Consider the following 23,154-nt stretch of genomic DNA (forward strand, 5'->3'; position numbering starts at 1 on the left):
TATAAAAATGATTTTTGAATATGATGAAAATAATTTAGACAAATTTGAAAACTTTAAAGGTGGCGAAAAATACATTGAAGCAAAAATGTATTTTGATGGTTTGAATCGTTTTATGATTGGACATATTCCAACTGGTGGAAGTGTTGGAGAACATGTTCATGAAACAAACAGTGAGGTGATTTATGTCATCTCTGGTAATGGTTATGTTATTTATGATGGACAAAGAGAAGAACTTCATAAAGGAAGTGTTCATTATTGTCCTAAAGGTCATAAACATACAATGGTCAATGATCATGAAGAAGACCTTGTTTATTTCGCAGTTGTACCTGAACAATAATTCTTGATTATTATCAAGAATTTTAATTTTTGGATGAAAAAATGTATAAAAAAAAGAGGTGAGGACGATGGATTCTTTTTTAAAAGAGATTGATACAGAACTTTTAAAGAGATGGCTGTTGAATCAAAATGAAGATGATTGGGATGTCAAAGAAGTAAATGATAATATTGTGATTGAAACAAAATATGGTTTAGGATTCATTAATTTTTATCCTGATTGTATTATTGAACTCGATGTTGAAAATAAGATGACTAAAGAAAAAGTCTTCTTTATTCATTTTCAAATGAATAATTTTCATCACGCTTTAGGTTTACTTTATGACATGCGTCTTTGTTTACAAAGGTTGACAACTTCTAAAAAAACAAAAGTACTTCTTTCGTGTACAAGTGGACTTACTACAGGTTTCTTTGCGGAAAAATTAAATGAGGGTGTACAGCTTCTAAATAAAGATTTTGAATTTAATGCTGTTTCTTATGGGAATCTTTATGACATGGCGAAAGATTATGATGTTATTCTACTAGCACCACAAGTATCATTTCGTTTATCTGAAGTAGAAGGAGTCTTAAAAAATAAGCGTGTTTATGCTTTATCACCTGCATTATTTGGAAAATATGATGTGGGAAATACGATTACTTTTTTAGAAGATGAACTTTATAAAGAAAAAGAAGTTCAAAGTCAACAAGAAAATCCTTTACCTATTAAACAAATGTTGAAAGCTCATCAACAAGTTTTAGCACTTGCTTTTATTCAATTAGATCAAAAAGTAAGACTTGTAAGTCGTCTTTATGATGAAAATAATATGATTTTAGAAGATTTTGAAGTCTATAAAAACACTATTTCAGTCGATGATATTGTTGATTTAATTAATACGATTTTATATGGATATCCTGATATAGAACTCATTAGTCTTTCACTACCTGGGGTTGTTTATAATGGGGTAGTAACTTTAAAAAAATATGGCTTGAATGAATGTCATTTACAAGCTTTTCTTGAAGAAAAATATAGTCAAAAGATTGTCATTAATAATGATGTTAATACAATTGTGATGGGATATTTTGCTTCACAAGATGACTATGAATCTGTTTCATTCCTTTATCAAGCACGTATTGGTGGAACGGGAGGAGTAGGACATATTCATCGAGGACATTTAATTAAAGGAAGGCATAATATTGCGGGTGAAATTCAGTATTTACCGATTTCTTTTAGTGAGAATTATCAAGAAATCAAAAAAACTCCAGAAGGAGCTCTTGAATGGACAATGAAGTATTGTTTAGGGATTACTTCGATGGTGGCACCGGATGCAATCATTATTTATAATCGGTTGATTTCTAAAAGTGATGATGTAAAAAAAGAAATGGAAAAATATATGCCAAAGAGTTATATCCCTGATTTGATTAAGATTGAAAGCTTAAAGGAATATATGCTGATTGGATGTATTTTATTAGGGTTAAAAGAAATGTAAGAGGTATCTTTGAAAAAAGATATCTTTTTTTATATTTATTTTTGACAACTGTCTTGTCAGGTGTAAACAAAAGGAGTATACTCTCCTCGAGAAAAGGGAGAAGTTATATGGATAATATAGGAAAAATTAAAAAGTTAAAAGAAGAAAAAAATGCGATTATTTTAGCACATTATTATGTAGATGAAGAAGTGCAAAAGATTGCTGATTATATTGGAGATTCATTTTATCTTGCTAAAGTTGCAAGTCAAACAGAAGCTGATCGTATTGTTTTTGCAGGTGTTGAATTTATGGGGGAAAGTGCCAAAATCTTAAATCCAAATAAAAAGGTTTTAATGCCTGATGCTTTTGCGGATTGTCCAATGGCACATATGATTACAATTAAAGAAATTAAAGAGATGAGAGAAAAATATGATGATTTAGCAGTTGTTTGTTATATTAATTCGACAGCTGAAATCAAACAATATGCGGATGTCTGTGTGACATCTTCAAATGCGGTAAAAATCGTTAAAGCATTACCACAAAAAAATATTTTCTTTATACCAGATCAAAACTTAGGAGATTTTGTAAGAAGACAAGTCCCTGAAAAAAATGTGATGACAAATTATGGACATTGTCCTCGTCATACCAATATTACTTTGGATAAATTAAATGAAGTGAAACAAAAATATCCAGAGGCTAAAATTGCAGTGCATCCAGAATGTAAAAGAGAAATCGTTGAAGCTGCTGATTTTGTAGGAAGTACTTCTGCCATTATTGATTATGTTGTTCAAACAGAAGCGAAAGATTTTATTATTGGGACAGTAGATGGTGTTTTTGCGAAAATCAAAGAATTAGCACCAAATAAAAATTTACACACTATTATGGATGTACAAGTTTGTCCAAATATGAAAAAAGTGACATTAGAAAAAATCGTTGATGTTTTAGAAAATGATACAAATGAAGTGATTTTAAATGATGACTTTATGCAAAAAGCATTAAATCCACTTAAAAAAATGTTAGAACTTGCAAAATAGGAGTAGAATATGAAAACAGATGTATTAATAGTAGGAAGTGGATGTTCAGCCCTTTATATGGCTTTACATTTACCAGAAGATTTAAATATTTTAATGGTTACTAAAAAAGAAGCAGAATTAAGTGATTCATTTTTAGCACAAGGTGGAATCTGTATGCTTAGAAATGAAGATGACTATGATAGTTATTTTGAAGATACGATGAAAGCAGGTCATTATGAAAATGATGCTTATTCAGTTGAATTAATGATTAAATCATCACCAGATGTTATTCAAGATTTAATTAATTATGGGGTTGATTTTGAAAGAAATGAAGACGGAAGCCTTGCTTTTACAAGAGAAGGGGCTCATAGCCAAAAACGTATTCTTTATCATGAAGATATTACAGGTAAAGAAATTACGAGACATTTATTAGAAAAAGTAAGACAAAAAAAGAATGTGACACTTTTAGAAAATACACCTCTTGTTGATTTAATTGTTCGAGGAAATGTTGCTTTAGGTGGTGTGATTAAAAGAAATAATCAAGAAGAAAAAGTTTATGCTAAAAAAGTTGTTTTAGCGACAGGAGGAATCGGTGGACTTTATAAACATTCTACAAATTATCCTCATTTAACTGGAGACGGCATTGAACTTTCTAAAAAATATCAAATCGAACTTAAAAACTTAGATTATGTACAAATTCATCCAACAACTTTATATACAACAAATCATGAAAGAAGTTTTTTGATTTCTGAATCTGTTCGTGGTGAAGGAGCTATTCTTTTAGATAAAAATGGAAATCGTTTTGTCAATGAACTTCTTCCAAGAGATGTTGTGGCAGAAGCTATTTTTAAACAAATGGAAAAAGATCAAACTGATTATGTTTATGAAGATTTAAGACCAATTGGTAAAGAAGAAATCGAAAGTCATTTTCCTCACATTGTTGAACATTGTAAAGAAAAAGGATATGACGTTTTTAAAGAACCTATTCCTGTTGTACCTGCACAACATTATTTCATGGGTGGTATTAAAGTAGACTATGATAGTCATACCAGTATGAAACATTTATATGCTATTGGAGAAACAGCATGTAATGGTGTTCATGGAAAAAATAGACTTGCAAGTAATTCACTTTTAGAAAGTCTTGTTTTTGCTAAACGTGCTGCCAAACGTATTGAAAAAAGTTTAAAGGAGAGAGCTCATTATATGTTTGATCAAACAACTTTAAAATTAAATGTAGACCCACTTATTATCAGTGCTTTAAAAGAAGATATTACTAGTGAAGATGTTTCTACAAATAGTGTTATGCCTTTTTCTAAAACAGGTGTCGTTGATTTAATTTGTAAAGAAGATGGTATTATTTGTGGATTACAAATATTTGAACGTACTTTTGAATTATTAGATGAAGCGTGTGATGTTGAATTTTTTGCAAGTGATGGCGACCATGTAGAAAAAGGGCAACTTTTAGGACGTGTCAAAGGGGATGTTCGTATTTTATTAAGTGGAGAACGTGTTGCTTTAAATTATTTACAAAGAATGAGTGGAATTGCCACTTATACAGCGAATGTTCAAGAATATTTAAAAGATTCTTCTATTCGTTTATTAGATACTCGTAAGACAACACCAAATAATCGTATTTTTGAAAAATATGCAGTAAGAGTTGGTGGTGGACATAATCATCGATATAATTTAAGTGATGGTGTCTTATTAAAAGATAATCATATTGGTGCTGCTGGTGGAGTCAAAGAAGCCATTATGCTTGCTAAAGAGTATGCGCCATTTGTTAGAAAAATTGAAATTGAAGTAGAAAATATGGAAATGGTCAAAGAAGCAGTAGAAGCAGGGGCAGACATTATCATGCTAGATAATATGGATGATGATATGTTAAAAGAAGCTATTGCTTATATTGATCATCGTGCTGAAATTGAAGTTTCAGGAAATGTCACAAAAGAAAACATTGCAAGACTTACAAATTTAGGAGTAGATTATGTTTCAAGTGGTGCTCTAACACATTCTGCACCAATATTAGACCTTTCATTGAAGAATTTACATGTGCTATAATATCAATTAAGGAGGGCGAGTTATGGATGGAAATAAAAGAAGACAAGCCATTATTGATATTTTAAAAAACAGTTTACAACCTGTATCAGGAACATATTTAGCGAAAACCCTCCAAGTAAGTCGACAAGTCATTGTTCAAGACATTGCTTTACTTCGTGCTGGTGATTATGATATTTATTCAACACATAAAGGATATGTTTTAAATACACAAAAAGTTTGTAAACGTATTTTTAAGGTACATCATGATGATAATGAAGTAGAAAAAGAACTTTCTTTAATTGTTGACTTAGGTGGTTATGTTGAAGATGTCTTTGTTTATCATAAAGTTTATAATATTGTAAAAGCAACATTAAATATTGCCTCAAGAAGAGATATTAAAAATTATATGACAAATCTACAAACAGGACATTCAAGCTTACTAAAAAATGTCACATCAGGATATCATTATCATACAGTTCATGCAGACAATGAAGAAATTCTCGATGAAATTCAAGAAGAACTTCAAAAAGCTGGATTTCTTGCACAGTTACAAGAATATGAACCTGTTGATTTTTGGAAAGATAAATAAAATAAAAAGCGTCAATAGTTGTGTAGTGCACTGAAATAGTTGGACTATAAAATTTAAGATAGGGATTGTTGTCTATAAGCTAATGGACTCAATCCTTTTCTTTTTACATTGATTCTTTTCTCATTTTGACACTCCCCATGTCTAAAGACAGGGGATTCTTGCTACCTGCCAACATTGTTGGCTGACCAGTTCATTTCTGATAGGTCGCAGTGCAAGTTAGAGGTATGCCATTGCCCTTCCTAGGGCAGAACCTATAGTTCTCTAGGCAGTATATCTGTTACCAATATACTCAGTTGAGTTGCATATATTTATTGCTCCCAATAAATCCCTATGTGTATGAAATCCACATCTGCACGTATAATTTCTGTCATTTGCATGATGAACACTTCCACATATCGGACAGATCTGACTTGTATATGCTGGATCTACATACTCAACTTTTATGCCTGCAAGTTTTGCTTTGTATTCTATAAACTGTGCAAGTCTATAGAATGACCATGTATGCAGACTATGATTGTTTTTTCGACTTGTTCTTGTCGTAGAACGTATGTTTTGAAGTCGTTCTAATTTGATTACGGATACGTCATGAGTTTTTGCTGTATTTACGATTTCACGACTTAGCTTATGATCTATATCTTTCATGATACGTTGTTCTTTGTTGTTGATTTTGACAACCGCCTTTGGCTTCTTAGCTTTTTGAAATCTTTTTCTAAGATTATTGTAGTGTCTTCTTATATATTTGTTTTTTCTACCATTTCCATAAAACTTGACACTTCCATCTGGACAATAGCTTACAGCAGGACATTTGATTCCAAGATCAACACCCATGACATTATTATTTGAAGAAGCAGCATCTTCTTTGGCATCATAGACGATCTGTGCTACTAGATCATGTCCTTTTACAACAATGCGCATCGTTCCTAATTTACTGGATGAAAAAATTGATTTCTGTCTTTCTGACATTTTTTTTTGACTGATATACGTTTTGACTTTCCATTGATGATTACTGGAAAGCGTATACAGTCATCACTGATTCTAAAATTTTGATTGTTGATATAACAACACATTTTTTTCAAAACAGGAAGTCTTACTTTAGTATTTGAATTTCTTAAAGCCTTATTATATTTTCTTATGATGGACTTGGCATCTCGAATACATTGATTGCATAAGGCACTTGGAAGAATAGCATTTACATCTGCTGTTGTTATTTTTGTAATAGCTCTTCCATTGATTGCATCAAAAACAAGCTTGTTGACTGTAGAAATATATTCTGACATCGTTGCCTTGATTAATTCTGTCTGATATTTATTTGGATAAAGCTTGACTGTTTCTGTTAATTGCATAGATATCACCTAAACGTTTTTTTGATCTTCAATATACTGCTTGATTACAGAAAGGGGTGCACCACCTACTGTAGATACAAAATAACTATTGGTCCATAGTGTTGGGATTCTTGATTTCAACCAAGGAAATTCCTGCCTCAACACTCTGGAAGAGTAACCCTTGATTTTTTTAACTGCTTTGTGAATACCATATTGTGGATCTACTTCCATAAGCAAATGTACATGATTGGGCATGATTTCCATTTCAATGATTTCGACATTCAATTGATCACAGGTTTCTTTAATCAACTCCTTTAAGCGATCATCCACACCGTCTACAAGAACGGGACGTCGATATTTTGGACAGAATACAACATGATATTTACAGGAATAGATCACATTATTATTCGATTTGTATTTCATGGGAATATTATACTATCAAAAGTTATCTGACGATATGATTTATTAATAAAATCTTAAAAAAGTTGCCTTATATCTCCACAGCTAAAGCCGAGAGCTTTACGGCAACATTTGGTAATATTTAATATATTCTTCAATTGCTTTCTTTAATTTAATAGAAATAATTTTCCTGTCTGAAACGAGTTCTTGACAAATAAGGGTTCTAATTCTTTCATTTTCTACAAGCAAATGATGAAAATATAAATCATTTGAATATTTTATAAAATTTTCTCTATTTTTGTTCATATAGATTCCTCCCTATATATATTGTCTTTTTTTGAGAAGTTTTCTTCTTTTTAGTAAAAATAAATGATAAAATTTTAGAAATAGAAGCTTTGGAGGTAAAGTATGAATCAAAAGGTTAAAATGAAGCCATCCTATTTAAAAATTGCTTTTTTGGATAGAGATGGGACTCTTATTAAAGATTATCCAGATGAAAAATGGAGAGAAATTAAAGAACCTGAATTTTTAGAAGGTTCAATAGAAGGACTTAAGAGATTAAAAGAGATGGGATATGGTTTTATCATTATAACAAATCAATATCTTATTAATGATGGAATTATTTCATTGAATGATTATCAACAGTTTACAGGAAAATTTCTAAAAAAATTAAAAGAAGAAAATATAGATATTCTAAAAATCTACTTTTGTCCGCATAATGAAAAAGATCATTGTCACTGTAAAAAGCCAAAACCTGGGATGATAGAACAAGCTAAAAAAGATTTTTTAATTGATATGAATAACTCTATCTATATAGGGGATAGTCAAGTTGATTATTTACTAGCAAAACATTTTAATTTAACTTTTTATGGAATAAATTATAATGGTGATAATGTTAAAAGTTATCGTAGTATTTTAGAAATTTCCAAACAAATAAAAAAGATTCAAAATAAATGAATCTTTTATAAGTTTTCTAAAGCATATTCAATAGCTTCACTAACAGCTCCATCTTTACAACTTGAAACAACTTTATAAGCTTTTTCTTGAATAACTTTTTCAGCGTTGTTTGGCGCAAAAGAATAAGGGAAACGTTCAAAGAGAGTAATATCATTCATACCATCTCCTAAAACAATAACTTCTTCTTTTTTGATGTTTAATAGGTCAATTACTTTTTCTAAAATAAGTCCTTTTTGCGCATTTTCATTTGTGATTTCAACATTATCAGGATATGAAGATAAATACGCAATCTTTTTCATATCTTTAAAATAAGGAAGGACCTTTTGTATTTCAGATTCATCATGTGAAAAAGCTTCTACTTTGATGATGTCTAAATCTTTTTTTATGAATTCATCAATCGAATCAAATTGTTGAATTTGACAGGCAGGAGAATCACTCATTGGACCTCCTGGTAAAAAATCTTCCATTTTATTTCCAAAACGGACACTACCGCGATAAGCAAAACGATCTCTTACGTAATCAGGTTTTAAAGTACTATAAAAACCATTTGTGGTAAAAATCATATACGGTGTATTATTTTCAATAAAGACAGGAAGAATTTCTTTAAGCATTTCTTTATCTAAATAACAATCCATGATGGCTTTTCCTTCTTTATTACAATATTGAGCACCATTTCCTAAAATGGCCGAACATTTTATACCTAAAGGGTCTAAAACACTTGTCACGCCATAATAATCTCTCCCTGAAGCCACAACAAATTCAATGCCTTTCGCTTGTGCTTTTTTTATACTTTCAATACATTTAGGATTGATGTAACCATGAGATAATAAAGTTCCATCAACATCACTGACAATCATTTTAATCATTTCTCTTTCCTCCGATAATCTTATTATATAAAAAATAAAGCATCATTTTATTTTTTTACTTAATAAGAAAAAAGAGTTTATTCAACTCTCTCTAAGATCTGTTTGTAGTTTGGAAAATTTGTTTTAGAAACTTTCCATAAAATGTCTTTTCCATGTTCTTGTACTAAAGAAGTTCCAACATCATTTGCGAGAATGTTAAAACCACGAGGAAGTGTTGTATTTAATGATTGACACATGTTTTGATAATATTGAAGATAAGCATACTGAGAAAGAATATGCGCACATTTCATCGCTAAAGACATTTCTTCTTTTTTAAATTCAATATGACGAACAACAACGATTTTGCTTTTTAAATAACGATAATATTTTTTAGGTGCTAAAAAAGCATCAATCGTTACTTTAGAAATAGGGTGTTCAATACGTTGAATAACATTGATCATCGCTTGATTATAAAGTTTTGCTTTAATACATGAAAGTTTTTGACCTTCTTTTACATATTGATTGTAATGACTATTATCAAGCAAAAGTAAACTATAGGTGAGTTTATCTTTTAATATCTTACCAATTTTTTCAATATCGCTCGATGACATTTCTTTATCTAGTCCAAGTTCATTCAGTTCTTTTTCATCTTTTTGATCAACATAACAGGCAACGACACATAATGGTCCAAAGAAATCAAGTGAACCTGTTTCATAACATCCTACATGACTTTCCATTATAAATTCCTCCTCTTTATATCTTATTATAACATAACTTATTTTTGTTTAAACTAGTGTTGATAAATATTGCTCGTAGAGTTTATCTCGTTTTAAAACTTTGATATGACCATATTCAATTGAAATCAAACCCTCATCTTTAAATTGATTTAAAACCTTTGTAACAGTTACTCTTGAAATGGCAAGTGAATCCGCAATTTCTTGATGAGTATAGGGAATATCTCCAAAAAGTAAATTTTTTTCAATATTGTTTGTAGCACTTAATTCATATAAAAAAGCAGCTACTTTTTCAAATCGGTCATAAGTTTGTGCCCATTTTAAAAGCTGAGTTAAATGATTGCAGTTATCATTAAAAATCTTAAGTAGAGTAATCGTCAGATCAAGTGAAGATGATAAATAAGGATAAAGATCTTCAAGATGACAAGTAATAATTTCAACATCATTAATAGCCGAAACGGTTGTTGGTCGATAAGCATTTTCATAAAGTGAAGATTCACCAAAAATACGTCCTTTATCTAAAACATCGTAATTAATTTCATCACCATTTTTAGTAATATGGTAAACCCGTACGCGACCTTTTAAAACCAGACATAATTCATCAGCATGGTCATCTTGCATATAAATAATATCATTTTTTTGATAGTGTTTAATGGTACCAGCTTGTTTAAAATAATCAAAGAGTTCGTCATTAATTTTCATTTTTTTCACCTACTTGTTTAAATTGTAACATATGTTACATTCTTAAAAAAGAAAAATTGTTAGGATATATCCCGAGGTGAGAGATATGAAAAAAATTATTCAAATTATTATTGGTAATGTTTTAATGGCTTTTGCTATTAGTACTTTGATTTTAGATAATTCCATTGTGGTAGGAGGGGTTTCTGGTATTAGTACAGTTTTTCATTTTTATACAGGAATTTCTGTTTCCCTTTGTGTAGGAATTATTAATATTGCTTTATTTATCATTGGATTTTGTTTTTTAGGAAAAGCATTTGCGATGAAAACATTGGTTTCAACATTCTTATTTCCTATTTTATTAGAATTCTTTAATCAACAACCTTATTTACATGGTTTATTAAATGATCAATTATTAATTTGTATTTTAGGAGGATTTTTATTAGGACTAGGAATTGGTCTTGTATTAAAAGCGGGAGGATCTACAGGAGGATTTGATATTTTAGCACTTATTGTTGAAAAATATTTTAAAATACCTGTGACTTTGCTTGTTAATGGGATTGATGCAGCAATTCTTGTTCTACAAATTTCATTCCATAGTGCTCCTGAAATCATTTATGGAATCATGACAATTTTAATTACAGCCTATATGATGAATTATTTATTATCATCAGGTAAAGGATGTGTCCAAGTTCTTGTAATGTCTAAAGAAATTGAACGTATGAAAACAATGATTTTAAATGATATGGACGCAGGTGTGACTTTATTAGATGGTAAAAGTGGTTTTTATGGAAATGAAACAGAAGTTGTTTTAACGATTTTACCTTATCGTAAACTTCCTGATTTAAAAGATAAAATTAAAGAAATTGATGAAAAAGCATTTATTATTGTTTCTCATGTAGAAGAAGTTAGTGGAAATGGTTTTACATATTCTAAAGAAATGCGAGAAGTTTTATCTTAGGTGTTCATTTTTATGGACATCTTTTTTAATTTGGTAGATAATAAGACAAACGGGGGAATGAGTTATGAAAATAGAGATCAGGTATGCAAAATTAGAAGATGCTGCAAGACTAGTAGAAATCTATTGTTATTATGTTGAAAAGACAGCGATTACTTTTGAATATGAAGTACCAGCTGTCGAAGAATTTCAACAAAGAATGGTACATGTCATGGAAAAATATCCATATTTAGTAGCTAAGGTGGATGATCAAATTGTCGGCTATGCTTATGCTGGTACTTTTAATGTTAGAGCGGCTTATGATTGGTGTGTAGAAACATCGATTTATGTAGATCATACTTTAAGAAAATGTGGGGTAGGGAAAAGACTTTATCAAGCTTTGGAAAAAGCTTTAAAAGCACAAAATATTACGAATTTAAATGCATGTATTTCTTCACCAATTCAAAATGATGAATATTTAGATACCAATAGTATTGATTATCATCATCATTTAGGATATCAAATGGTAGGAGAATTTCATCAATGTGGGTATAAATTTAAACGTTGGTATAATATGGTATGGATGGAAAAGTTTATAGGGGAACATCATGAAAATCAATTACCAATGATTCAATTTAATGAAATCAAAGATCAAGTGAATTTAAATGAGGTAGATTAAATGGAATTAGTAACAGGGAGACCACAAGATAAAAGAATAGATAAAGAAGAAAGAGTTTATGATTTACTCGATCAATTAAACATTGACTATCAACGCCTTGATCATCAAGAAGCAAATACCATGGAAGTGTGTTTAGAAATAGAAAAAAATTTAAAATCAACAATTTGTAAGAATTTATTTTTAGTTAATTCAAATAAAAGTCAATATTATTTACTAATGTTGAAAGGACATAAAAAATTCAAAACAAAAGTGATTTCAAAACAAATCAACAGTTCACGTCTATCCTTTGGAAGTGATGAAAAAATGTTGGAATATTTAGATATTACACCTGGTTCAGTGAGTGTTTTAGGTTTAATGAATGATCATGAACATCATGTTCAATTATTGATGGATAAAGATTTATTAGAAGATGATTACTTAGGATGTCATCCTTGTATTAATACAAGGAGTTTAAAAATAAAAATGAAAGATGTATTTGAAAAAATTATACCGGCTCTTCATCATGAACCTATCTTTGTAGAGGTTGATGATGAATAAAAAAGGAATCATCATTTATCTTGTCATGAAAGGACAAGATGAATTTGTAGAAAAGGCAAAAACTTACTTTCAAAAGAGTTCGTATTTTTTAGAGGTTATTGAAATTAATGATTGGCAAGATGAACTTTCTTTTGAATCAAAAACAGGAAAAGCATTATTCTATACAATTGACACAATTAAACAAAAGAATCTTTCTTTAAAATGTTATATTAGTGGTTATTCACTTGCAGGGCTTTTTAGTCTTTATGCGATGCATGAATTAGATTTAGATGGAGCAATTAGTGTATCGGGTTCTTTATGGAAAGAAGGATGGTTGGATTATTTAAAAGAACATCCCATTTATCATAAGAAAATATATTTGAGTTTAGGAAGTAAAGAACATAAAACGAGAAATGTTTTAATGAAAAATGTGTTAAAAAATACTTTAGAGACATATGAGATTTATCAAAAAGAGAATCAATGTTTCTTTGAAAAGAATGTAGGCAATCATTTTTTTCAAAGTGAACAAAGGATGATGAAAGGGTGGGATTATATTCTTTATGAAAAATAGAAAATTAACAGAGAAAAGGCTATTATTTATTAAAAAAATATTATTTGTTTTAACAATTTTATTACTGATTTATCATGTGGGATGGACAATCTTTATTTTAGCTTATCGCCATCATATTGGTGATGTTTACATAAAATATGTGACAACTATGATTTTTCGTATTCTACAGTTTAGTGCAATGTTGCTTGTTTTAGCAGCACCTAAATTTTTAAAGAAATGGTTTAAGATCAATGTTCCTTTAGCACTTTATATTGTGATTGCACTTTTTGCGTTTAATGCTTTAGTTTTAGGAGATGGACTTGATTTTTATGGAAAATATCCATGGTGGGATTCTTTTTTACATTTCCATTCGGGAATTATTCTATCTTTTGTAGCTTTATGGTTTATACATATTATGATGGCAGAAAAAAGCAAATTTATTTATATGAATAAATATTTTACATGCTTATTTTTAGTGGTTTTCTCTTTAGGAATTGGAGCGTTTTGGGAAATTTTAGAATATAGTTGTGATGGGATTTTTCATACAAATTCCCAACAATATATGGCTTCAACAAAGGGAACACTTGTTTCTAAAAATGATATTCCTTTAAAAGGGCATGAAGCATTAAAAGATACGATGAAAGATTTAATGCTTGATTTAGGCGGCTCTTTGATTGTCGCAACATATGGATTTGTAAGACATGATGAAATTGTCAAAAAAATATCGAGAGATCATTTATCTCCCGATGATATTTTGAGCTAGAGATTCTAAATGATTTTTAGAATCTTTTATTTTTTGTATTTCTTTGGATGAAGCTGTTTCATAATTGAATTTTCTTGTCATTTTCATTAAAGAAGAAAGTTCTGCTTTAATTTGTTTTCTTAATGCTTTATCCATTTCTTTTTTATGTGAGGCAAGACCATTTTGAACATTGATAATGAGAGTTTCTACTTCATTTTTTAAAAGCATATTATCTTTTGTCACTTGGTCTTGGCTTTCATACATCTTAGCTTGTCTAATTGCTTCTTCAATATCACTATCAGACATTTTAGAAGAGCCTTCAATCGTCATACTTTGACTGTTTCCAGAGGCAAGGTCTTTGGCAGAAACATGAACGATTCCGTTACTATCAATATCAAAAGTAACTTCGATTTGTGGAACACCGCGCATCGCACGTTTGATTTTTTTTAGTTTAAATTTTCCTAAAGATTGATTATCTTTTGCGAGTGGTCTTTCACCTTGTAAAACATTGATTTCTACTTGTGTTTGAAAGTTGGCTGATGTCGTAAAGACTTGACTATGACTGGTTGGAACCGTTGTATTTCTTGGAATTAAAGGTGTAGCGACACCACCAACTGTTTCAATAGAAAGTGTTAAAGGAGTGACATCTAATAAAAGAACATCATTCTCTTCACCATATAAAACCATTTCACCACTTAATTTTCCAGCTTGAATCGCAGCACCCAAAGCCACACATTCATCTGGATTTAATGATTTACTTGGTTCCATGTTCGTAATTTCTTTTACTTTTTCTTGAACCGCTAAAATACGAGAGGATCCACCAACTAAGATAATTTTATTGAGATCCTGTGGTGTAAGTCTGGCATCATTTAAAGCTGTTTGCATTGGTAAAACAAGACGGTCAATAAGTCCTTTTGTAAGTTCATTGAATTTTTGTCTTGTAAGTGTGATTTCTAAGTTTTTAGGTCCGTTTGTATCTTGATAAATAAAAGGCAAATTAATGAGGGTACTTGATTGACTTGAAAGTTCGATTTTAGCTTGTTCACTGGCTTCTAAAACGCGACTATAAGCGACGGTATCTTTTCTTAAATCAATACCTTCTTGTTTTAAAAAGCTTTCTAAAATAAAATCACAGATAGCTTTATTAAAATCATCCCCACCTAAATGATTATCACCAGCTGTTGATAAAACTTCGATTACACCACTACCAATTTCAATAATCGAAACATCAAAAGTTCCACCACCTAAATCAAAAACCATCACTTTTTGCCCATAAGCATTTTCAAGCCCATAAGCCAGTGCTGCAGCGGTTGGTTCATTAATGATTCTTAAAACTTCTAATCCCGCAATTTTTCCAGCATCTTTTGTTGCTTGCCTTTGGGCATCATTAAAATATGCTGGAACAGTAATAACCGCTTGGTTGACTTCTTCTTGTAAGTAAGCTTCGGCATCATTTTTTAATTTTTGTAAGATCATTGAAGAAATAAGCTGTGGAGAAAGTTGTTTTCCATCAATTTCTACATGATAATTTTGTCCCATTTCTCTTTTAATAGATGAAATCGTACGTTTTGGATTCATTGATTGTTGACGTTTAGCCAGTTCTCCAACAAGTTTCTTTCCATCTTTATCAAAAGCAACAATACTTGGTGTTGTCTTTTGGTTTTCTTTATTTTCAATAATTTTAGCTTTTCCATTTTCATAAAAAGCCATACAACTATTTGTTGTTCCTAAGTCAATTCCAATAACCTTTGCCATAATTTTCTCCTTCTAACAACATAAAATAGGGTAATGATATCCGCCACCACAACAACATGACATCATACAATTTAAAAGCATAATCGAATAACAACAATTCATCATACTTGCTGGATTACCGTATTGTTGACTGGTTTGACGATATTGTCTTGTATTTCCTTGTAATTGATTTAATAATAAAATATATTGCATATTCATGGGTTCCATTTGAACAGCTGTTTGAGCATATTCCTGTGCACGAATATTATTTCCTAAACTATTTTCAGCTAAAGCAGCTAAATAAAACCACATACCTGTTTTATTTTGAATTTGATTTAAAACATTTAAAGCTTCTTGATAACGTCCACCTTGAATAAAACCACTAGCTTCTTGATAAGCTTCTTGGTCATTTCCATGATACTGATAGCCGCCGGTTGTTTGACTACCATAACTTTGTTGTTTAAAACCTTTTTTTCTTTCATCCATAATGGTTTTATATGCATTTTGGACTTCTTTAAATTTTTCAGTGTATTCTGCTTGATGAGGGTTTCCAATATTAGCGTCAGGATGATATTTTTTAGAAAGTGTACGATAAGCTTTTTTGATTTCATCATCACTGGCACTAGGGGAAATTCCTAGTATTTGATAAGGATTCATGATTTTTCCTCCATTCTTTTCTTTTTAATCAGTTCAAATTTTGTCCAAATACCACTATAGATAATATTTCGTAAAAGTTCAACATTTTCAATCAAAGGAAGCTTTTCAAAATAAAAACTGCTTCTAGAAATCATCATTTCTAAAATATTAAAACAATATTCTTGAAAGTGTTCTTCTTTAAATTTATTTTTAAAAGGATTATAAGTTTGTTTTTTGATATCTTCTTCTACATCTTCAAAAGCATCAATCAAATAAATAAATTTTCCTAAATAAAATCCCATTTGATAAAGATCATCTTTAAAAACATCTTCTTGATAAACACAAATACTTGCCATGATATGACCAAAATGACCAGCAACTTCATCTAAATCTAAACAATGTGATTTTTCTAGATAATGAATTTGGTCTAAATGTTCTTTAATTTTTTCTACTTTATCAGGATATTTCTTTTTAATTCTATTAAATTCTTTTTTTAAAAGTTGTTTAAAAGTTTTACTTTTTAAAGAATTTTCATCTAAAACATCGTCTTCTAATTTATAGTACGTTAAAACAATATTCATATCACTGACATAATCCATATATTGATTAGTACGTACACTCTTTTTATGAAAAGGATGTAATGGGCAACGAATTAAATATTGTTTATCTGTCGGTTCATACAGACTAGAAAGCAAAATTCCTACAAAGTTTAAATCATAATTTAAAGTCAATTGACCACGGCGACCATGATTTTGTTTTAAAGATTGACATAAACCACAATAATATTCTTGATATTTATCATAATCTTTAATTTTTAATTCTGGTTTATTAATAACGACATAGCCAAACATAATTAAGTTCTCTTTTCAAATTTTTGATGACAACTTGGACAAGTCACAATAATTTTTCCTTTTCCTTTAGGAAGTCTTACCATTTGTTTACAAGAGGGACAACGGTAGTATTTATGACTACGATCAGAAAATCTTTTCTTTTGAAGATTAAAAAATTGTTGAACAGGTTTAATTGCTTTTAAGTATTTTTCATTTTCTTGATAACGTTTATATGTTTGTCTAGAAAACATACGATAGATAACTAAAAGCCAAATAAGATATCCAAGTGACATAATGATTCTATTATTAAAGAATATATTAAGGATAAATAAAGCGATGACAAAAAATAATGCATGATTATTTAAAGTATCTATTCCATATCTTCCTTGCATGAATTGAATTAATTTTTCTTTCATAAACATCTCTCCTTACATTGATGAGGTGATTATATGCTTGAATTATGTATTGAACATGAACTCTAAAAAATACGATAAATTGAAAGTCTTTGACATCTTCTTACAAGATAGGGCATAGCTTGTAAAAATATTTTTAATAATTATTTAAAAAGGCAATCAATCGACATGATTTGTATTTTTTTCTTTTTATTGTAGAGATGGAAAGGAGAAAAAAATGAAAAAATTAATATGTCTTTTAACAGTTTTTGTAAGTTTATTTTTTATGCAAGTTCCTGTTAAAGCAAGTGACATCAATTGGGATATTTCTAAATCAAAAACAGCCACACAACTTGATGAAAATTATCGAAGCCAGGTGACACTTTCGCTTCCTGCTAAAAGTGAAAAACTTGTTTCAGATGTTGTTTTTGTTTTAGATAAATCAACAAGTACACAAATTGAAAATCAAACTTTAGATATGTTGGAAAATTTACAAACACAAATTTCACAAACAAATGCTAAAGTAAAAGTCGGGATTGTTATTTTTAATAAAGAGGCAAATGTTTTTGGATGGTTTGATCTAGAAAATGATTTGGATGATATCAAAAAGGCGATTTTTAAAGAAATAACATCTGGAACGAATTGTCATGCAGGATTATTAGCAGGAAAAGAACTATTGGATCAAGATCAAGAGGTAGCAGCTAAACGTAAGTATATGGTCTTTGTTAGTGATGGTATTACTTATATGTATAATCAAAAAGCAACGGTTACAGCTTGGTCGTTTGAAAATGATGGCATTGTTGCAAGTTGGCCAGGACCTGATAATTGGAATTTAAAATATGGTCAAGAAGATCTTCCTGATTGGGATAATTATTTAACAGATGTAAAAGAAAAATTAGCCATTCAAGGAGATCAGTATGATTATCTTTATGGTGAGGCTCCAACAAATATAATGCCTCTAGAAGAATCTAAAGAAGGGTTAAATTCTGTTGATAAAGCTCTTTATTATACTGTTTCTACTTACCAAGCAATGAAAGATGAAGGATATCATTGTTATTCAATGCTTGCTAATGGATATAGTAATTATCCATGGGCAACATCTTTTATGAATTATTTATCTAAAGGACAAGAAATTTCTTTTAAAGATATTCAAAATGATATTTATTATTTATTGGATCAAGGAACTTATGTAGAAGACTTTATGGGTAAAGGAAAAGACAATTATGGAAATGATTATGATTTTGACTTTATAACAGATGTAAAACAATTTTATATGATGGTTGGAAATCACAAATATGTTCCAGAATTCATCGAAGAAAATCATTATGGTTTTAATCATCAAGAAAATGGTTATGCTTATGAATTATTCTATTATCCTGAAGAAAAGGAACATTTTATTTGGAAAATGAATGTATCTGTGAGTCAATTCGAACATGTTCAACTTGTTTATACTTTACAACTTATAAATCCTCAAAAAAAAGCAGGAGAATATGGGGAATACGATGAAGATGGTCATCTTTTTAAAGAAGGATTAAAAACAAATACGCAAGCTATTTTACATCCTATTGATAGTTTTTCTAAAGAATTAGAACCTGAAGAATTTTTGTTCCCAACAGTTTCATACAAAGTAATAGAAACTAATGTTAATGAACCTGAAAAGCCAAGTGAAACAATTAAAACGGAAGTTAAAAAGTCAACACCTGTAACGACAAGTCCTGTTGCTACGGGAGATGATACAAAACAAGAATTTTGGTATGCATTATTGGGATTATCAATTTCAACACTTCTTCTTTTATTAATAAAACATTACAAGACAAGACGCGAGTAGTCGCGTTTTGTTTTTGTTTGTGGTATGATAGCGTGGGTGATGAAAATGTTAGTGTCAATGACAGATTTAACAAAATATAATGGAGAAAAGTGTATTTTAGATCATATAGAATTACATATAGAAGATAAAGATAAAGTAGGAATCTTAGGAGTTAATGGGACAGGGAAATCCACATTATTAAAAATAATTGCGGGAATAGAAGAATATCAAGGTAAAATAAGTTATCAAAAAGATATCCGTATTAATTATTTACCACAAACGCCACTTTATAATGAAAATGATAGCATTATGGAAACTGTTTATAAACAATTAGATTCTAAAGAAATTCATGATTATGAAATTAAAGCACAGTTAGGTAAGTTTGGTATTATAGATGAAACACAAAAGATTAAAGAACTTTCAGGAGGTCAACTTAAGAGAGTTGCTTTAGCAATTGCTTTAATTAAACCTTGTGATTTACTTATTTTAGATGAACCAACAAACCATTTAGATAATGGGATGATTGAATATTTAGAAAAATTCTTAATTAAATGGTCTAAAGGCTTATTAATGGTGACACATGATCGTTATTTTTTAGAAAGAGTTGTTAATCGTATTATTGAAATAGATCATGGTCAAATTTATAAATATGAAGCGAATTATTCAAAATATCTTGAGCTTAAACAAGTTCGTTTAGAAACACAACTTTCTAGTCAAAGAAAAAGAAAACTTTTTTTAAAAAAAGAATTAGAATGGGTACGTGCTGGTGTACAAGCACGTACAACTAAAAGTAAAGATCGTCTTCAAAGATTTGAAGAATTATCAAAAGTTAAAGATGTAGAAGTCAATGGAAAAGTAGAAATGATTCATACGTTCTCTCGTCTTGGTAAAAAGACAATCGAACTTCATGAAATTTCTAAAAGTTTTGAACAAAAGAAACTCTTTGATGAATTTTCATATATGTTTAAACAACATGATCGTATTGGGATATTAGGAGATAATGGAACAGGGAAATCAACTTTATTAAATATTATTACAGGAAATTTAAAGAGTGATACGGGTTATGTAGAAATTGGCGAGACTGTTCGTTTTGGTTATTTTAAACAAGGATATGATGATCTTCCAATGAATAAGAAGGTCATTGATTATATTCAAGAAATCTCCAATGACTTTAAAGTAGATGGTCAAGGATTATCTGCTAAAGATATGTTAGAAAGATTTTTATTTGATGCTAGGTTACAACATACACCAATTTCTCGACTTTCTGGTGGTGAAAGAAGAAGACTTTATTTGTTGCGTGTATTAATGATGATGCCTAATGTTCTTGTCTTAGATGAACCGACAAATGATTTAGATATTGATACTCTTAATATTTTAGAAGATTATTTAGATGATTTTGAAGGTATTATTATGACTGTTAGTCATGATCGATATTTCTTGGATCGTATTTGTGATGGTTTATTTATCTTACAAAATCAACATTTAAGATATGTTAATGGGGGTTATAGTCAAAATCTTGATACTACAACTAAAGAAGAAAAAGAAAAGAGTCAAGGGGCTTTAGCTTATAAACAAAGTAAACAAAAGAAAATCAAAATGACTTATATGGAAAAGAAAGAATTTGAAGAAATTGAAGATGTCATTATGGATTTAGAAACAAATTTAAGTCAAATTGAAGAAAAGATGAATGGTGTTACTAATTTTAAAGAAATTGATGAACTTTCAAAACAAAGAGATGACTTGCAAAAACAAATTGATGAGAAAAATGAAAGATATCTTTATTTATTAGAATTACAAGAACAAATAGATAATCAATAATTGACTCTTGTATATACATATAGGATAATAGAGACATGAAAAGGAAGGTTTTAAGAAATGAAAAGATTATTAAGTTGTACAAGTAGTGAAATGTTGAAAATGGATGGACAAGAATTAAAACAAGCTATTCTTGCTAGTGAAGGAAGAACTGTGATGACAGAAACAGTTGTTGCGATTGAACCTTTATTAGGAGATCTTACAAATGCTGAACTTGCTGTTTCATTTGGAAGTGACATGGTTTTATTAAATTGTTTTGATTGTAATAACCCAGAAATCAAAGGGTTACCAGAATGTGATAATCCTGTAGAAAAATTAAAAGAAATCGTTGGTCGTCCAATTGGATGTAATCTAGAACCAGTTGATTTAGAAGCTGAATTAATGGAAGAAAGACGTGTGATTTCTACAGGTAGACAAGCAAGAAAAGAAACTTATATTAAAGCTCAAGAATTAGGTTTTAACTTTATTTGTTTAACAGGAAATCCAGGAGTTGGAGTTTCAAATCATTCAATTTGCGAAGCAATCAAAGAAGCTAAAAAATATTTTAAAGGATTAATTATTGCAGGGAAAATGCATGCTGCAGGAATTGATGAACCAATCGTTGATATGGAAAGTATTAAAGAGTTCATTGAAGCAGGGGCAGATGTTATTTTAATGCCAGCAGTTAATACAGTTCCAGGTTTATCTGAACAAGAAGTGACAAAAGCTTGTCGTTATATTAAAGCTCATGGGGCTTTATCATTAAGTGCGATTGGTACAAGCCAAGAAGGTGCAGATGAAGGAACAATTCGTGAAATTGCTTTATTAAATAAAAGATGTGGAATTGATATTCAACATATTGGAGATGCAGGATTCTGTGGTATTGCCTTACCTGAAAATATTATGGCATTATCAATTGCGATTCGTGGTAAAAGACATACTTATCATAAAATTGCTTCATCAATTAATAGATAGAATGTCACTTATGTTTGAAAGATGTCATTTAAGTTATAGATAATGAAAGAACGGTTGATTTATGATACATTAATCATAGATCTATCGTTTTTATATGGAGGTTATTATGAAAAAGGCTCTTATTATTGTATTTATAATGTGTTTATTAGGGATGATTTTTTTATCAGGAAGTATCGGTGTTTTTTTTGAACCGATTGAAGTTTTTAATAAAGCTATTGTTGTAGCTATTTTAATTATTGCTTTTATTATTTGTTGTCTTTATAGAAAGAATAAGAAAAGAAGATAAGATGGAGAGTGTTAATTGCACTCTCTTTTATGTTATAATGGATAAGGTGATAAACATGAAACATATCTTTATATTAAAACCAGATACTTCTAAAAGTTTGATTAATTGTATAGTAACAATGATGCAAGGAAAACGTTATGAATTACGCTATACCAAAGATTTAGATGATGCAAGAAAGATAGCCTTATCTTATCAAGATGAAAAGGAAGTTTGTCGTTTATATGCGATAGGTGGCGATGGTTTTGTTCATAAGGTGGTCAATGGCATGGTAGGATCTTTTCATGAACTCGTTGTCATTCCGCAAGGAACAGGTAATGATTTTGCTAGAAGCATCTACAAAAATTTAGATGCGATAAAGATTTTTAAAGAGTCATTAAATAAGCAAGCCAAAGCAATTGATGTGATTCAATGCAAAGAAGATTTATATTGTATCAATGTCTTTTGTTGTGGTTTAGATGCTGATGTTGGAAATCTAGTGAATACAAATCGTAAGACAACCTTATTTCCAAGAATTATGCAATATAGTTTAACGATTTTAAATAAGATTTTTCATTTAAAATTTTATCCAACCGATATTTATACATATAATAAAGATATTTATCAAGGTAATGTTTTGATTTGTACCTTTTGTAATGGTCATTATTTTGGGGGTGGCTATCAAGCTGGTTATTATTCATCTTTAGAAGATGGTATGATTGATATATCGGTGGTACCAGAAATATCTAAAAAAGAATTACCATATTATTTAAAAGGACTGATCACCAATACATTACATAAAACAAAAAAATTTCAACATTTTAAAGAAGATGATGTTTGGGTCAAAACCAATCAATATGTTAATATTGATGGTGAAAAATATGAACCAGGAACATATCACTTAAAATGTTTACATAAAAAAATTCAATTAGTTTATTAAGGAGATTA

Annotated in this window: 27 protein-coding genes and 1 pseudogene; 16 read left to right on the forward strand and 12 right to left on the reverse strand. The window is 29.7% G+C overall.

The features are described from left to right. The first annotated feature begins 7 nt into the window (after positions 1–7). The 5 genes from HUU89_RS03585 (at position 8) to HUU89_RS03605 (ending at position 5,417) form a co-directional block, all read left to right on the forward strand. Positions 8–337, forward strand: coding sequence for a cupin domain-containing protein (locus tag HUU89_RS03585; RefSeq protein ID WP_022002797.1), 330 nt, complete (start codon positions 8–10; stop codon positions 335–337). 67 nt (positions 338–404) lie between these two features. Further along, the gene (locus HUU89_RS03590) at positions 405–1,799 is read left to right on the forward strand and encodes an ROK family protein (protein ID WP_175301013.1); all 1,395 of its coding nucleotides are present in this window, start codon (positions 405–407) and stop codon (positions 1,797–1,799) included. Positions 1,800–1,906: 107 nt separating this feature from the next. Continuing rightward, on the forward strand, positions 1,907–2,812 hold the full coding sequence (gene nadA, locus HUU89_RS03595) for a quinolinate synthase NadA (protein ID WP_175301014.1): 906 nt from the start codon (positions 1,907–1,909) through the stop codon (positions 2,810–2,812). Positions 2,813–2,821: 9 nt separating this feature from the next. After that, positions 2,822–4,849, forward strand: coding sequence for an L-aspartate oxidase (locus HUU89_RS03600; protein WP_175301015.1), 2,028 nt, complete (start codon positions 2,822–2,824; stop codon positions 4,847–4,849). Between the two features lie 22 nt (positions 4,850–4,871). Continuing rightward, positions 4,872–5,417 (forward strand): transcription repressor NadR, encoded by a 546-nt coding sequence (locus tag HUU89_RS03605; protein WP_032090410.1) that lies wholly within the window; start codon positions 4,872–4,874, stop codon positions 5,415–5,417. Positions 5,418–5,470: 53 nt separating this feature from the next. On the opposite strand, the pseudogene HUU89_RS15415 reads toward HUU89_RS03605, so the two are convergent. The 5 genes and pseudogenes from HUU89_RS15415 to HUU89_RS03620 all read right to left on the reverse strand — a co-directional run. Continuing rightward, positions 5,471–5,539 (reverse strand): annotated as a pseudogene (locus HUU89_RS15415) (IS3 family transposase); the annotation flags it as partial. 139 nt (positions 5,540–5,678) lie between these two features. Beyond that, complete coding sequence (locus HUU89_RS14665) at positions 5,679–6,380, reverse strand: transposase (protein ID WP_254697691.1); 702 nt, start codon at positions 6,378–6,380, stop codon at positions 5,679–5,681. Next, positions 6,338–6,760 (reverse strand): hypothetical protein, encoded by a 423-nt coding sequence (locus tag HUU89_RS14670; protein ID WP_217498415.1) that lies wholly within the window; start codon positions 6,758–6,760, stop codon positions 6,338–6,340. The genes HUU89_RS14665 and HUU89_RS14670 overlap by 43 nt, the downstream gene beginning before the upstream one ends. A 9-nt stretch (positions 6,761–6,769) precedes the next feature. Beyond that, positions 6,770–7,162, reverse strand: coding sequence for an IS200/IS605 family transposase (gene tnpA, locus HUU89_RS03615; RefSeq protein ID WP_217498416.1), 393 nt, complete (start codon positions 7,160–7,162; stop codon positions 6,770–6,772). Positions 7,163–7,258: 96 nt separating this feature from the next. After that, complete coding sequence (locus HUU89_RS03620) at positions 7,259–7,444, reverse strand: hypothetical protein (protein WP_032090409.1); 186 nt, start codon at positions 7,442–7,444, stop codon at positions 7,259–7,261. A gap of 102 nt (positions 7,445–7,546) precedes the next feature. On the opposite strand from HUU89_RS03620, the gene HUU89_RS03625 reads away from it, so the two are divergent. Beyond that, positions 7,547–8,095, forward strand: coding sequence for a D-glycero-alpha-D-manno-heptose-1,7-bisphosphate 7-phosphatase (locus HUU89_RS03625; RefSeq protein ID WP_217498417.1), 549 nt, complete (start codon positions 7,547–7,549; stop codon positions 8,093–8,095). Between the two features lie 5 nt (positions 8,096–8,100). On the opposite strand, the gene HUU89_RS03630 is transcribed toward HUU89_RS03625, so the two are convergent. The 3 genes from HUU89_RS03630 to HUU89_RS03640 form a co-directional block, all read right to left on the reverse strand. Next, the gene (locus HUU89_RS03630) at positions 8,101–8,961 is read right to left on the reverse strand and encodes a Cof-type HAD-IIB family hydrolase (RefSeq protein WP_032090408.1); all 861 of its coding nucleotides are present in this window, start codon (positions 8,959–8,961) and stop codon (positions 8,101–8,103) included. A 77-nt stretch (positions 8,962–9,038) separates the two neighbouring features. After that, a complete protein-coding gene (locus HUU89_RS03635; protein ID WP_175301016.1) occupies positions 9,039–9,677 on the reverse strand; it encodes a ribonuclease HIII in 639 nt (212 codons plus the stop codon). 48 nt (positions 9,678–9,725) lie between these two features. Further along, complete coding sequence (locus HUU89_RS03640; protein WP_175301017.1) at positions 9,726–10,376, reverse strand: Crp/Fnr family transcriptional regulator; 651 nt, start codon at positions 10,374–10,376, stop codon at positions 9,726–9,728. An 85-nt stretch (positions 10,377–10,461) separates the two neighbouring features. Between HUU89_RS03640 and HUU89_RS03645 the strand changes: the two genes are divergently transcribed. The 5 genes from HUU89_RS03645 to HUU89_RS03665 all read left to right on the forward strand — a co-directional run bounded on the left by HUU89_RS03645 (position 10,462) and on the right by HUU89_RS03665 (position 13,797). After that, positions 10,462–11,313 carry a YitT family protein gene (locus HUU89_RS03645; protein ID WP_175301018.1) on the forward strand — a complete coding sequence of 284 codons (852 nt, stop codon included), beginning with the start codon at positions 10,462–10,464 and terminating at the stop codon, positions 11,311–11,313. A 64-nt stretch (positions 11,314–11,377) separates the two neighbouring features. Then, positions 11,378–11,968, forward strand: coding sequence for a GNAT family N-acetyltransferase (locus HUU89_RS03650; RefSeq protein WP_032090405.1), 591 nt, complete (start codon positions 11,378–11,380; stop codon positions 11,966–11,968). After that, complete coding sequence (locus HUU89_RS03655; protein ID WP_175301019.1) at positions 11,969–12,505, forward strand: prolyl-tRNA synthetase associated domain-containing protein; 537 nt, start codon at positions 11,969–11,971, stop codon at positions 12,503–12,505. Then, the gene (locus tag HUU89_RS03660) at positions 12,498–13,055 is read left to right on the forward strand and encodes a hypothetical protein (RefSeq protein ID WP_175301020.1); all 558 of its coding nucleotides are present in this window, start codon (positions 12,498–12,500) and stop codon (positions 13,053–13,055) included. Before HUU89_RS03655 ends, HUU89_RS03660 begins: the two co-directional genes overlap by 8 nt. Next, complete coding sequence (locus tag HUU89_RS03665; RefSeq protein WP_175301021.1) at positions 13,045–13,797, forward strand: hypothetical protein; 753 nt, start codon at positions 13,045–13,047, stop codon at positions 13,795–13,797. The genes HUU89_RS03660 and HUU89_RS03665 overlap by 11 nt, the downstream gene beginning before the upstream one ends. Here HUU89_RS03665 and dnaK read toward each other — a convergent pair. The 4 genes from dnaK to HUU89_RS03685 are packed head-to-tail and all read right to left on the reverse strand — an operon-like array spanning position 13,771 to position 17,392. Beyond that, complete coding sequence (dnaK, locus tag HUU89_RS03670; protein WP_147579601.1) at positions 13,771–15,531, reverse strand: molecular chaperone DnaK; 1,761 nt, start codon at positions 15,529–15,531, stop codon at positions 13,771–13,773. The genes HUU89_RS03665 and dnaK overlap by 27 nt on opposite strands. A gap of 12 nt (positions 15,532–15,543) precedes the next feature. Beyond that, entirely contained in the window at positions 15,544–16,167 is a 624-nt protein-coding gene (locus HUU89_RS03675; RefSeq protein ID WP_175301022.1) for a J domain-containing protein, read from the reverse strand. Continuing rightward, entirely contained in the window at positions 16,164–16,997 is an 834-nt protein-coding gene (locus HUU89_RS03680; protein ID WP_032090400.1) for a DUF5685 family protein, read from the reverse strand. The genes HUU89_RS03675 and HUU89_RS03680 overlap by 4 nt, the downstream gene beginning before the upstream one ends. A 2-nt stretch (positions 16,998–16,999) precedes the next feature. Beyond that, entirely contained in the window at positions 17,000–17,392 is a 393-nt protein-coding gene (locus HUU89_RS03685; protein WP_052010899.1) for a hypothetical protein, read from the reverse strand. A 214-nt stretch (positions 17,393–17,606) separates the two neighbouring features. On the opposite strand from HUU89_RS03685, the gene HUU89_RS03690 reads away from it, so the two are divergent. The 5 genes from HUU89_RS03690 to HUU89_RS03710 all read left to right on the forward strand — a co-directional run bounded on the left by HUU89_RS03690 (position 17,607) and on the right by HUU89_RS03710 (position 23,146). After that, positions 17,607–19,196: a vWA domain-containing protein gene (locus HUU89_RS03690; protein ID WP_175301023.1), complete on the forward strand. Its 1,590-nt coding sequence runs from the start codon at positions 17,607–17,609 to the stop codon at positions 19,194–19,196. A gap of 45 nt (positions 19,197–19,241) precedes the next feature. After that, the gene (locus HUU89_RS03695; RefSeq protein ID WP_147579604.1) at positions 19,242–20,993 is read left to right on the forward strand and encodes an ABC-F family ATP-binding cassette domain-containing protein; all 1,752 of its coding nucleotides are present in this window, start codon (positions 19,242–19,244) and stop codon (positions 20,991–20,993) included. A gap of 57 nt (positions 20,994–21,050) precedes the next feature. Then, the gene (locus HUU89_RS03700) at positions 21,051–21,944 is read left to right on the forward strand and encodes a haloacid dehalogenase-like hydrolase (RefSeq protein ID WP_175301024.1); all 894 of its coding nucleotides are present in this window, start codon (positions 21,051–21,053) and stop codon (positions 21,942–21,944) included. A gap of 106 nt (positions 21,945–22,050) precedes the next feature. Continuing rightward, complete coding sequence (locus HUU89_RS03705) at positions 22,051–22,230, forward strand: hypothetical protein (RefSeq protein WP_175301025.1); 180 nt, start codon at positions 22,051–22,053, stop codon at positions 22,228–22,230. A 55-nt stretch (positions 22,231–22,285) separates the two neighbouring features. Further along, positions 22,286–23,146, forward strand: a complete 861-nt coding sequence (locus HUU89_RS03710) for a diacylglycerol/lipid kinase family protein (RefSeq protein ID WP_052010897.1) — start codon at positions 22,286–22,288, stop codon at positions 23,144–23,146. The last annotated feature ends 8 nt before the right edge of the window (positions 23,147–23,154 follow it).

This window comes from Faecalibacillus sp. H12 (genome assembly GCF_013361255.1).
GTDB lineage: Bacteria > Bacillota_I > Bacilli_A > Erysipelotrichales > Coprobacillaceae > Faecalibacillus > Faecalibacillus intestinalis.